The sequence below is a fragment of the Rhodococcus sp. P4_F3_2 genome (assembly GCF_056401335.1).
Map to the genome: position 1 here is coordinate 1 of NZ_JBFUJN010000066.1, position 12136 is coordinate 12136.

Here is a 12136-nt window from a genome sequence, read left to right on the forward strand (position 1 = left end):
GCGAACTGGTACGGGCAAAGCCTGCCTATCCCCGCCAGACGGGTGATCTCGCGCAGTGATCACTTCGTACGAGGCGACCACGTATCTGGCACAGGGTGGCGGGGGAGCGGGTGTTCCCATCCGTGAACTGTTGCTCGTGCTGTGTACGGCGGCGGTAGTGACATACCTGGCGACTGGCGCAGTCCGGTTGTTGGCGCTGCGGTTCGGCGCCGTCGCCATACCGCGTGATCGGGACGTTCACGTCGAGCCGATTCCGCGCCTCGGTGGCGTCGGAATGTATATCGGCATGGTTGTCGGTCTGCTGTTCGCGCAGCAATTACCGGCGCTCACAAGAGGTTTCGGCTTCGGTAGTCCGGATGTGCACGCTGCGCTCGTCGCGGGCGCCGTCATCGTCCTCGTGGGCGTGATCGACGACAGGTGGGGTCTCGACGCTCTCACCAAGTTCGTGGGTCAGGTGACTGCTGCCGGAGTTCTTGTGGTGATGGGCGTCAGTTGGTTCATCATCTACAACCCGTTCGGTGGTGACGGTGGGTCCACGATCATCCTCGATCAGATTCAATCGGGACTGTTCACGGTGGCTATCGCCGTGGCGACCATCAACGCGATGAACTTCGTCGACGGTCTCGACGGATTGGCCGCCGGTTTGGGCCTCATCGCGGCCTTGGCGATCCTCATCTTCTCGATCGGTCTGCTCCACGATCAGGGCGGCGACGCGAGTGTCTACCCGCCTGCGATGATCGCGGCGGCCTTGGCAGGCGCTTGTCTCGGTTTTCTTCCGCATAACTTCAATCCAGCGCGCATCTTCATGGGCGATTCCGGGTCGATGTTGATCGGTCTCATGCTTGCCGCGATCTCGACCAGTGCATCCGGTCGTATTCCGCTCACTGCTTACGGAACCCGCGACCTGGTCGGCCTCCTCGCGCCGTTGTTGCTGGTCGGTGCTGTGATGTTCATCCCGATGCTGGACATGCTCCTGGCCGTGATCCGCCGGACTAAAGCGGGCGTCAGTCCGTTCAGTCCGGACAAGATGCACCTGCATCATCGCCTCCTGCAAATCGGACACACGCACCGACGGGTTGTGCTGGTCATCTACCTGTGGGTCAGCGTTCTGGCTTTCGGTGCCGTCGGATCCTCGCTGCTCAATCGACAGCTGGTTGTCGTTCTGGTTGCGGCCGGGTTGGTCATCGCCTTGTTCTTCACCGCGGTGCCGTCCCTGATCGATCGCAAGCAACAGCGTCGCTAGCCAAGTTTCCCGATCCATTACCCTTGGGCATCGTGACGAACACGCCGCAGCCTGTACCTGCCTCGCAACCCATCCCTGATTCGACCGCCGCCATGAAGTCGGCCGTGAAGTGGGGTGTGATGGGGCTGATCGCGCTGGCCGTGGTCGGCGCGCTCCTGGGCGGGCTCTTCGCCGGCAAGGAAGGCGTCTACGGAGCCCTGATAGGCGCAGCCGTCGGCGGCGGGTTCATCCTGTTCACGGCGCTGGGCGTGCTGCTCACAGCGAAGTTGCCTGCGCTCACGGCCGGCGCAGTTCTTCTCGGCACGTGGCTGCTGAAGATGATTCTCGCGATGGTTGTTCTCTTTGTCCTCTCGGACATGGATTTCTACAACAAGACCGCTCTCGTCCTGGTCATCATCATGTCGCTGGTCGTCGTGCTCGGTGCGGAGACATACGGCGTTCTCGGAACCAAAACTCCGTACGTCGATCCCACTCCCAGCAGCAACGTCGACGACGACGAGTAGTACTACAAGAGGTAACTAATCGGACTTCCAGGTACCCCATCTACACAATGTCGTAGATGACTTGATAAGGTTCGGTTCAAGCGAGAGCAATGGTGGGCCGAGTAACACTCAGCCGACGATGCCATGTGCTCGCAGGTGGTCGAAATTCTGACCACTGAGTCGACGAGAGTCGCCGACACCGACAGACGCCAGGCCCCTCTAGGGTTCTCCAGCTGCTGACGAATGCGCGAGTCGAACTTGTCGACTTGTAGATCGTCAATGTCCGATCGAACCGCAGTCAATGATGGCTGCGGACCGACTACGGGAGAGAACGCTGAGCGTCACCACCCTGGCCGCGGATGAATTCCATGCGCCGTCACTAGACGATTTTTTCCCGCCCTCCGTGTTGATTCACGCGGGCCCCTTCGAGCTCGACCGTCTGATGCTGATTCGTCTGCTGATGTCGGTGCTGGTCGCAGCCTTCTTCGTGATCGCGATGCGCAGCCCTCGATTGGTTCCCCGTGGGATGCAGAACGCCGCTGAGCTTGCGCTCGACTTCGTTCGTATCAACATCGCCGAGGAGATCCTGGGCAAGGAACAGGGCAAGCGCTTCCTGCCGGTCATCACGACGATCTTCTTCATCGTGGTCGCCAGCAACCTGGCCAGCATCATTCCTTTCCTGAACATCTCGCCGAACGCACGAATCGGTATGCCCCTGGTACTCGCGGCGCTCGCCTACATCGTGTTCAACTACGTCGGAATCAAGAAGTACGGCTTCTTCAAGTACGTCAAGAGCAGCATCGTCGTTCCCGGCGTTCCGCTGCCCTTGCACTTCTTGTTGGTGCCCATCGAGTTCATCTCGACCTTCATCCTGCGCCCGTTCACGCTGATGGTTCGTCTCATGGCCAACATGTTGGCCGGCCACATCCTGCTGGTGCTGTTCTTCAGCGCGACGAACTACTTCTTCTTCGTGTCCGGCGGATTCCAGGCGATCTTCGGCGTTCCGTCGATCATTGCCGGTATCGCATTCACGTTCTTCGAGCTGCTGGTCATCTTCCTGCAGGCTTACGTGTTCGCGTTGCTGACCGCGGTGTACATCGATCTGGCGCTCCACGCCGACGAGCACTGACCTTTTACCTCCTCACCAGCTACACCAAGAACTGAGCCTCTTGCCGAATCCGGCGGAGGTCAACAGAAAGGGAATGGAACACCATGAGCATCGCTTACCTCGCTCAGGAAGTTGTCGAGACCAAGTCGCGCGGCTACGGAGCCATCGGCTACGGCCTCGCAGCAATCGGCCCCGGCATCGGCGTGGGCATCGTTGTGGGCAAGGCAATCGAAGGCATGGTCCGCCAGCCCGAGATGGCCGGCCAGGTTCGTACCACCATGTTCCTCGGTATTGCATTCACCGAGGCCCTCGCGCTGATCGGCCTCGTCGCCGGCTTCATCTTCTAAGACCGACATGGCAGCCACCATCGCAATTCTCGCGGCGGAGGGGACGACTGAACACAATCCCCTCATCCCCGAGACATACGACATCGTGTGGTCCGCGGTCGCGCTCGTAGTAGTTGGTTTCGTCTTCTGGAAGCTCGTTCTTCCGAAGTTCCAGAAGGTCTTGGCCGAACGCACCGAGCAGATCGAGGGCGGCATCAAGAAAGCCGAAGACGCACAGGCAGAGGCAGCGGCCGCGCTCGAGCAGTACCGCGCGCAGCTCGCCGAAGCTCGTACCGAGGCAGCGCAGATCCGTGAGGAAGCGCGTACCCAGGGTCAGCAGATCATCGCTGACATGAAGGTTCAGGCGCAGGACGAGAGCGACCGCATCGTGGCCGCAGGCCACAGCCAGCTCGTCGCCCAGCGTCAGCAGATCGTCGCTGAGCTCCGCTCGGATCTCGGCAAGACCGCTGTAGACCTGGCCGAGAAGGTCATCGGGGAGTCTCTCGCCGACGACGTGAAGCGCGCCGGAACGGTTGATCGTTTCCTCAACGAGCTCGACACCGTCAGCGCTGATTCAGCCAGGAAGTGAGCAACATGTACGCAGCGAGCCGTGAAGCCTTGGCGCAGACTCGTTCTGTGCTGAGCAGTGCCCTGGGCGCAGTCTCTGCAGGAGCCGCAACTGCTGCTTCTGCTCAGGCTGGGTCCGAGCTCTTCTCGGTGGTCGAGGTACTCGACGGCCAGCGCGCTCTTCGCAGCGCGCTGGCTGACGCTTCGGCACCGGCCGCTGGTCGCCAGGCTTTGGCAGAGCAGTTGTTCTCCGGAAAGGTCGGCGCCGAGGCGCTCGCCACCGTGAAGGCAGCTGCAGGCCAGGACTGGTCTGCGGCCCGCGACTTGGTCAACTCGCTCGAACTGCTCGGACGCGAAGCTCTGCTACGCGCCGCAGCCGATCAGAGCCAGTTGGACACCGTTGAGGACGAGCTCTTCCGTCTCGGTCGCATCGTGGCAGGGGATCCCAGCCTGGAGCAGACGCTCTCGGATCTGTCGGTTCCCGCAGCCCGCAAGCGTGAGTTCCTCTCCCGCTTGCTCTACGGCAAGGTCACTGCGGTCACCGAGGCACTCGCCGGACAGGCCGTCGGCCGGTTGAAGTCTGCACCCGCAGACACTTTCGATCAGCTGTCGAATCTTGCCGCAGCGCAGCGCGATACCACCGTTGCTCACGTTCGCAGCGCCTCGGCGTTGAGCTCGGAGCAGTCGGATCGCTTGGCCAGCACTCTTACCCGCACCTACGGGAAGCCGGTAGCAGTACACGTCGAGGTTGATCCAGAACTCCTCAGCGGCTTGGTCGTCCGGGTGGGCGACGAGGTTATCGACGGCAGCGCAGCGGGTCGACTCGCAGCACTGCGGAAGAACCTCAAGTAGTCCTTCAGCCGAACACATACTCCAGATCTTTTCGAAGACCAGACACCGAGAGCAGGAAAAACATGGCGGAGCTGACGATCTCCTCCGACGAGATCCGTAGCGCGATCGACAACTACACCGCGAGCTACTCCCCGGAGGCCTCCCGTGAGGAGGTCGGCACAGTGACCGACACCAGTGACGGCATTGCGCACGTCTCTGGCCTGCCTTCGGCTATGTCCAACGAGCTGTTGGAGTTCCCCGGTGGAATCGTCGGCGTCGCGCTCAACCTGGATGCCACCGAAATCGGTGCCGTCATCCTTGGCGATTACCAGAACATTCAAGAAGGCCAGGAAGTAAAGCGCACGGGCGACGTTCTGTCGGTTCCCGTCGGCGATGCTTTCCTCGGCCGCGTCATCGACCCGCTGGGTGCGCCCATCGACGGCCTCGGCGAGATCGAGAGCACCGAGAACCGTGCACTCGAGCTCCAGGCCGCTTCGGTGCTCGAGCGCCAGCCGGTCGAAGAGCCGCTCCAGACCGGTATCAAGGCTATCGACGCCATGACCCCGATCGGCCGCGGCCAGCGCCAGCTCATCATCGGCGACCGCAAGACCGGCAAGACCGCGGTCTGCATCGACGCCATCCTGAACCAGAAGGCCAACTGGGATTCCGGCGATGTCAACAAGCAGGTGCGCTGCATCTACGTTGCCATCGGTCAGAAGGGTTCCACCATCGCGGGCGTCAAGGCTGCCCTCGAGGAGAAGGGCGCGATGGAGTACACCACCATCGTTGCTGCTCCGGCCTCTGATTCCGCAGGCTTCAAGTGGCTCGCACCGTACACGGGTTCGGCCATCGGCCAGCACTGGATGTACCAGGGCAAGCACGTTCTGGTCGTGTTCGACGACCTGACCAAGCAGGCAGAGGCGTACCGCGCCATCTCGCTGCTGCTGCGTCGCCCGCCGGGACGCGAGGCTTACCCCGGTGACGTCTTCTACTTGCACTCCCGTCTGCTGGAGCGTTCGGCGAAGCTGTCCGACGCACTCGGCGGTGGCTCGCTGACGGCTCTGCCGATCATCGAGACCAAGGCGAACGACGTCTCGGCGTACATCCCGACCAACGTCATCTCCATCACCGATGGTCAGGTGTTCCTCGAGTCCGACCTGTTCAACAAGGGCGTTCGCCCCGCGATCAACGTCGGTATCTCGGTCTCCCGCGTCGGTGGCGCTGCACAGACCAAGGGTATGAAGAAGGTTTCCGGTTCGCTGCGTCTGGAACTGGCTCAGTTCCGTGAGCTCGAAGCGTTCTCCGCTTTCGCATCCGACCTCGACGCTGCCTCCAAGGCTCAGCTCGAGCGCGGTGCCCGTCTGGTCGAGCTGCTCAAGCAGGATCAGTACAGCCCGATCCCTGTCGAGGACCAGATCGTCTCGATCTACCTCGCCGGCGAAGGCATCTTCGACAGCGTTCCGATCGGTGACGTCCGTCGCTTCGAGAAGGAACTGCTCGAAGACCTCAAGCACTCGGCTGCTGGCGTCTACTCCAGCATCAACGGCGGTAAGGCACTCGATGCCGACAACGCTGCTGCGCTGATCGCTGCAACGAACAAGTTCAAGGAAGGCTTCATCGCATCCGACGGAAGCCGGGTCGTGAACGAGGCCGAGGCTGACGCTTTGGGCGCCGACGAGGTCGAGAACGAGCAGATCAACGTCAAGCGCAAGACCGTCAGCAAGTGACGTACGCGCCCATGACACTGCGAATTCCGAAGGGAGAGTGATTGATCGATGGCGAGCATTCTCGAATTGCGGTCTCGTATCAAGTCGGTCAACTCGACCAAGAAGATCACCAAGGCACAGGAACTGATCGCGACTTCGCGTATCACCAAGGCTCAGATTCGCGTCGCCGCGTCCAAGCCGTATGCCGAGGAGATCACGAAGGTACTCACCGAATTGGCGAGTGCGTCTGCTTCGCTCGATCACCCGTTGCTCAACGAGCGCCCGGAGCCCAAGCGGGCTGCGGTCCTCGTTGTCACCAGTGACCGCGGCATGTGTGGTGGCTACAACTCCAACGTCCTCAAGCAGGCAGAAGAGCTCATGGCTCTCCTCCGCAGCGAGGGCAAGGAGCCGGTCGTGTACGTGCTCGGTTCCAAGGGACTCGGCTACTACACGTTCCGCGGCCGCGACATCGGTGCTGCGTGGACGGGCTTCTCGCAGGATCCGGGTTACTCGGATGCAGCGAAGGCCAGCCGCCACCTGGTGGAGCTGTTCATGGCTGGTTCGGGTAACCAGGTTGCCGCTCCGAACGGTGAAGGCACGATCGAGGGCGTCGACGAACTCCATATCGTCTACACCCGCTTCGTGTCGATGCTGACGCAGACTCCAGAGGTTCGCCGTATGGCTCCTCTCGAGGTCTTCGTGTCGGAAGAGCGCATCGAACTCGGTGACGACATGCTGACCAACGGCCACGACGACGACCATGACAATGGCCCCGTCGCGGACTTCAGCTTCGAGCCCGAGCCCGAGAAGCTTCTCGGTGCTCTTCTCCCGAAGTACGTCAGCACTCGTATCTTCTCGTCGCTTCTCGATGCTGCGGCATCGGAGTCGGCAGCCCGTCGTACCGCCATGAAGGCCGCGACGGACAACGCAAACGAACTGGTGAACACGTTGAGCCGTCAGGCCAACCAGGCTCGCCAGGCCCAGATCACCCAGGAAATCAGCGAGATCGTCGGCGGCGCCAACGCGCTCGCCTCGAGCGCAGGAAGTGACTAGCACATGACCGCAGCAGTAACCGAAAACAACGGGGCAGGTTCGGCTTCGGCCGTAGCCGGCCGCGTCGTGCGGGTCATCGGTCCCGTCGTGGACGTTGAATTCCCGCGTGGCGCTGTTCCTGAACTGTTCAACGCCCTGAACGCCGAGATCACGCTTCCCTCGGTCGCCAAGACGCTGACGCTCGAGGTTGCACAGCACCTCGGTGACAACCTGGTCCGCACCGTCTCCATGCAGCCCACCGACGGCCTCGTCCGCGGCACTGCAGTGACCGACTCGGGCAAGCCGATCTCGGTTCCCGTCGGTGACGTCGTCAAGGGCCACGTGTTCAACGCCCTGGGCGATTGCCTCGACACCCCCGGCCTCGGCCGCGACGGCGAGCAGTGGGGCATCCACCGCAAGCCACCAGCCTTCGATCAGCTCGAAGGTAAGACCGAGATCCTCGAGACCGGCATCAAGGTCATCGACCTTCTCACCCCGTACGTCAAGGGTGGAAAGATCGGCCTGTTCGGTGGCGCCGGCGTCGGCAAGACCGTTCTGATCCAGGAAATGATCACGCGTATCGCTCGCGAGTTCTCGGGCACCTCGGTGTTCGCAGGCGTCGGTGAGCGTACCCGTGAGGGCACCGACCTCCACCTGGAAATGGAAGAGATGGGCGTCCTCCAGGACACCGCCCTTGTCTTCGGCCAGATGGATGAGCCGCCCGGAACGCGTATGCGCGTCGCCCTGTCCGCACTGACGATGGCGGAGTACTTCCGCGACGTTCAGGGCCAGGACGTTCTGCTGTTCATCGACAACATCTTCCGCTTCACGCAGGCAGGTTCCGAGGTTTCCACCCTCCTCGGCCGTATGCCTTCGGCAGTGGGCTACCAGCCCACGCTGGCGGACGAGATGGGTGAGCTCCAGGAGCGCATCACCTCGACCCGCGGTCGCTCGATCACCTCGCTGCAGGCTATTTACGTGCCCGCCGACGACTACACCGACCCCGCGCCGGCTACGACGTTCGCGCACCTCGATGCCACCACCGAGCTCTCGCGCCCGATTTCGCAGATGGGTATCTACCCCGCTGTGGATCCGCTGAGCTCGACCTCCCGCATCCTGGAGCCCGGCATCGTCGGTGCCGAGCACTTCCGCGTTGCCAACGAGGTCAAGCGCATCCTGCAGAAGTACAAGGAACTGCAGGACATCATCGCCATCCTCGGTATGGACGAGCTTCAGGAAGAGGACAAGGTCCTCGTCGGCCGCGCCCGTCGTATCCAGAAGTTCCTCGGCCAGAACTTCATCGTTGCCGAGAAGTTCACCGGTGAGCCCGGCTCCGTCGTGCCGCTCCGCGACACGATCGAAGCCTTCGACCGCGTCTGCAAGGGCGAGTTCGATCACCTGCYCGAGCAGGCATTCAACAGCTGCGGTGGACTCGACGACGTCGAAGCTGCAGCCAAGAAGATGGCCGGGAAGTAGTTCACGATGGCTGAGATGACCGTAGAACTCGTTGCCGTCGAGCAGCGCTTGTGGTCTGGTTCGGCGACGCTGGTCAGCGCTCAGACCACCGAGGGCGAAATCGGCATCATGCCCGGGCATGAGCCGGTCCTCGGCCAGCTGATCGAGGGCGGAACCGTGTCGATCACCCCGGTCGACGGCGAGCGTATCGTTGCTGCAGTACACGGAGGGTTCCTCTCCGTCACTGCGACGACGGTGACGATCCTTGCCGAGTCCGCGGACATGGCACAGGACATCGACGTCGAGGCAGCCAAGGCTGTCTTGGCCGAGAACTCGGGCGACCTCGAAGCGATTGCGGTCGCCAAGGGTCAGCTCCGGGCCGTCGAGCGCGCGTAAGTTACTCGAGTAAAGCCGCGACGGGAGCCGACGAACAGTGACATTCGGAATGACTGTGTTGATCATTCTGGTTGTGCTGCTCGCGGTTCTCGTCGCGGCTTTTCTGTATCGTCTGCTGGTTCTACGTCGCGGCGGTACCGCTGCACTGCTTCGTGTTCTGCCATCCCCGGGGGACAGCGGGTGGCGTCACGGAATCATTCGCTACGGCGAAAGCACCTTCGTCTTTTTCAAACTGTCGAGTCTGCGGCCGGGCCCGGACTCCAGGATTGATCGTCAAGGAATCGAGGTCGAGAGCCGTCGCTCTCCCTCGGGTACCGAATTCGACATCATGAGCGACGACATCGTCGTGGTCAAGGTCAACGACGGATCGTCGGCCTACGAAATCGCCTTGGACAGTGGAGCATTGACAGCTTTCCTGTCCTGGGTCGAATCACGGCCGGACGGGCGCGCCCGTAGGCGACGCACCGCCTGACCGGTCCCGCTCAAGCCCCGGCGCCGGGCTTCCAGAGCACATCGCCTTCAGGATTTGCCACTCTTCCCATGATGAAGAGCAGATCCGACAATCTGTTGAGATATTTCGCGGGGAGGACGCTGGTGTCTTCCGGGTTCGCATCGATGGCGAACCAGGCCGCACGCTCCGCACGCCGCGAGACGGTTCTTGCTACGTGAAGCAGGGCGCCCAGGGCAGTTCCGCCGGGCAGAATGAACGAATTCAACGGTGCCAGTTGCTCGTTGAGCTCATCGCACCATCCTTCGAGTCGATCGATATAGGCCTGAGTCACTCGCAGCGGTGGGTACTTCGGGTTCTCGACGACAGGGGTGGACAGGTCGGCCCCCGCGTCGAAGAGGTCGTTCTGGATCTGGCGCAGCATCGCGAGCAGATTCTCCGGGGGTGTGCCGAGGGCAACGGCCACACCGATCGCCGCGTTGGTCTCGTCGCAATCCGCGTAGGCGACCAGACGCGGATCGTTCTTGGAGACTCGCGAAAAATCACTGAGGCCGGTGGTCCCGTCGTCGCCGGTCCGGGTGTAGATCTTCGTCAGGTGAACAGACATAGGGCTACGGTACCGGCGCGGTGCCGACGAGGTTGTGGCTCTAGGCTGTGAACCGTGAGTGAGCACTTTCTTGTGACCGGGGGTAACCGCCTCGAAGGTGAAGTACTGGTGGGAGGGGCCAAGAACAGTGTGTTGAAGCTGATGGCCGCTGCGCTGTTGGCCGAAGGCACCACTGTGGTGACCAACTGCCCGGWCATTCTCGACGTGCCCCTGATGGCGGACGTCTTGCGAGGGCTGGGCTGCGAGGTCGAACTCGAAGACTCCGAAGTGCGGATCACGACGCCGGCCGAGCCGAAATATCACGCTGATTTTGACGCAGTGAAGCAGTTTCGGGCGTCGGTGTGTGTGCTTGGTCCGCTGGTCGCGCGTTGTCGACGCGCCGTTGTCGCACTTCCTGGCGGCGATGCGATCGGTTCGAGGCCACTCGACATGCACCAATCCGGGCTCCGCCTGTTGGGCGCGCGTAGCGAAATCGAACACGGATGTGTCGTTGCCGAGGCAGACGACCTTCACGGCGCGAACATTCGCCTGGTCTTCCCGTCTGTGGGTGCAACCGAGAACATCTTGATGGCAGCAGTGCTCGCCCGAGGTGAAACGGTGATCGACAACGCTGCACGTGAGCCCGAGATCGTGGATCTCTGCAACATGCTCAACGAAATGGGCGCCAAGGTATCGGGCGGCGGAAGTTCGACGCTCACCATTCAAGGCGTCCGCAAGTTGGAACCGACTACGCACCGTGTCATCGGTGACCGCATCGTTGCCGCAACATGGGGTGTCGCTGCCTCCATGACCAGGGGTGACGTCCGCGTTCGCGGGGTGAACCACAAGCATCTCGGGTTGGTCCTCGACAAGCTTCGGACAGCCGGCGCGGAGGTGACTCCCGAGGTCGACGGCTTCCGTGTCATCCAGCGCGAACGGCCTAAGGCGGTCAATTTCGCAACCTTGCCTTACCCCGGATTCCCCACCGACCTGCAGCCGATGGCAATCGGTTTGGCGGCGGTTGCCGAGGGCACGTCGATGATCACCGAGAACGTATTCGAATCGCGTTTCCGATTTGTAGAGGAAATGATCCGACTCGGCGCCGACGCTCGTACCGACGGTCACCATGCTGTGATCCGCGGAGTTCCAGTGCTGTCGAGTGCGCCGGTGTGGTCTTCGGACATTCGGGCAGGCGCCGGGCTCGTGCTTGCCGGGTTGGTCGCGGACGGAACCACCGAAGTCCACGACATCTTCCACATCGACCGTGGGTACCCGCGTTTCGTCGAGAATCTTCGTGGACTCGGGGGAGTGATCGAGCGGGTGGGCTCCGAATAGGTTCGGTGCTCGGCGTCACACCCGGGCCTATTCGCGATTGGCGGAAAGGCGCAACTGTCTGACCYGGCCTTAGCCGGCCAATCGCTGTAGTGACCAGGCGATTTGTGAATTGATTGAAGGTTCGCGTAACTTATTCCAAGTCAGAGCGACACGGACACCGACTCCCGCCTTCACGGCGAGTGACACGAGGTTGTACGAAGTGCCTGACCAAATTTCGAAGTAGTTTCCATCGTGTATGGTTGTGCTTCACCTCCAGTTCTTCCCCGAATGTTTCAGCGGTTTGCGCCGATGATCATGATGGGATAGGCTGGAAAAGTTGCCCCGGAGCGGCGGCCATAGGGTCGTGGTGATGGTGTGTGCGTGTTCTTTGAGAACTCAACAGTGTGTCGATGAATGTCAGTGCCAAAWWTWTTTTGGTACTTCGCATGTCGGATGATGTTCCGGGCCTTCGGGTTTCGGTTCTGATGTTCGGGGTGTGAGTATTTTTCGTCGGTGATTGTTCATTCTTCCGTCTGAATGGTTKCCGACACATTTTTTGCTAGTTGAGTTTTTTTGCTAGTGATTTGACTCTTTTTGTCTATGACTGATTAGCAGTTTCGGCTGTGAAATCTAGAGTCTTCA

At 61.5% G+C, this 12136-nt stretch carries 13 protein-coding genes; 12 read left to right on the top strand and 1 reads right to left on the bottom strand.

The genetic code is table 11. The features are described 5' to 3' along the window. The first annotated feature begins 55 nt into the window (after window positions 1–55). From AC1DWA_RS32270 to AC1DWA_RS32320, 11 genes are all read left to right on the top strand, one after another. Window positions 56–1243, top strand: a complete 1188-nt coding sequence (locus tag AC1DWA_RS32270) for a glycosyltransferase family 4 protein (RefSeq protein ID WP_019749176.1) — start codon at window positions 56–58, stop codon at window positions 1241–1243. A 32-nt stretch (window positions 1244–1275) separates the two neighbouring features. Next, complete coding sequence (locus AC1DWA_RS32275) at window positions 1276–1746, top strand: Cg1360 family ATP-synthase-associated protein (protein WP_019749175.1); 471 nt, start codon at window positions 1276–1278, stop codon at window positions 1744–1746. A 280-nt stretch (window positions 1747–2026) separates the two neighbouring features. Further along, on the top strand, window positions 2027–2854 hold the full coding sequence (gene atpB, locus AC1DWA_RS32280) for a F0F1 ATP synthase subunit A (RefSeq protein ID WP_020970049.1): 828 nt from the start codon (window positions 2027–2029) through the stop codon (window positions 2852–2854). Window positions 2855–2937: 83 nt separating this feature from the next. Further along, window positions 2938–3180 carry an ATP synthase F0 subunit C gene (locus tag AC1DWA_RS32285; protein WP_003941327.1) on the top strand — a complete coding sequence of 81 codons (243 nt, stop codon included), beginning with the start codon at window positions 2938–2940 and terminating at the stop codon, window positions 3178–3180. A gap of 7 nt (window positions 3181–3187) precedes the next feature. Continuing rightward, window positions 3188–3748 carry a F0F1 ATP synthase subunit B gene (locus AC1DWA_RS32290; RefSeq protein WP_003941337.1) on the top strand — a complete coding sequence of 187 codons (561 nt, stop codon included), beginning with the start codon at window positions 3188–3190 and terminating at the stop codon, window positions 3746–3748. 5 nt (window positions 3749–3753) lie between these two features. Further along, window positions 3754–4578 (top strand): F0F1 ATP synthase subunit delta, encoded by an 825-nt coding sequence (locus AC1DWA_RS32295; RefSeq protein WP_279218087.1) that lies wholly within the window; start codon window positions 3754–3756, stop codon window positions 4576–4578. Window positions 4579–4640: 62 nt separating this feature from the next. Continuing rightward, window positions 4641–6284 carry a F0F1 ATP synthase subunit alpha gene (gene atpA, locus AC1DWA_RS32300; protein ID WP_019749171.1) on the top strand — a complete coding sequence of 548 codons (1644 nt, stop codon included), beginning with the start codon at window positions 4641–4643 and terminating at the stop codon, window positions 6282–6284. 48 nt (window positions 6285–6332) lie between these two features. Further along, a complete protein-coding gene (locus AC1DWA_RS32305) occupies window positions 6333–7316 on the top strand; it encodes a F0F1 ATP synthase subunit gamma (protein WP_003941320.1) in 984 nt (327 codons plus the stop codon). A 3-nt stretch (window positions 7317–7319) separates the two neighbouring features. Continuing rightward, on the top strand, window positions 7320–8771 hold the full coding sequence (gene atpD / locus AC1DWA_RS32310; RefSeq protein ID WP_477917528.1) for a F0F1 ATP synthase subunit beta: 1452 nt from the start codon (window positions 7320–7322) through the stop codon (window positions 8769–8771). 6 nt (window positions 8772–8777) lie between these two features. Beyond that, a complete protein-coding gene (locus AC1DWA_RS32315) occupies window positions 8778–9146 on the top strand; it encodes a F0F1 ATP synthase subunit epsilon (RefSeq protein ID WP_019749170.1) in 369 nt (122 codons plus the stop codon). A 49-nt stretch (window positions 9147–9195) separates the two neighbouring features. Then, window positions 9196–9618: a DUF2550 domain-containing protein gene (locus tag AC1DWA_RS32320; RefSeq protein ID WP_029255703.1), complete on the top strand. Its 423-nt coding sequence runs from the start codon at window positions 9196–9198 to the stop codon at window positions 9616–9618. A gap of 10 nt (window positions 9619–9628) precedes the next feature. Here the strand turns inward: AC1DWA_RS32320 and AC1DWA_RS32325 are convergent, their stop codons facing one another. After that, on the bottom strand, window positions 9629–10201 hold the full coding sequence (locus tag AC1DWA_RS32325) for a cob(I)yrinic acid a,c-diamide adenosyltransferase (protein WP_446695771.1): 573 nt from the start codon (window positions 10199–10201) through the stop codon (window positions 9629–9631). A 54-nt stretch (window positions 10202–10255) separates the two neighbouring features. On the opposite strand from AC1DWA_RS32325, the gene murA reads away from it, so the two are divergent. Then, window positions 10256–11515 carry a UDP-N-acetylglucosamine 1-carboxyvinyltransferase gene (gene murA / locus AC1DWA_RS32330; RefSeq protein ID WP_477917530.1) on the top strand — a complete coding sequence of 420 codons (1260 nt, stop codon included), beginning with the start codon at window positions 10256–10258 and terminating at the stop codon, window positions 11513–11515. The last annotated feature ends 621 nt before the right edge of the window (window positions 11516–12136 follow it).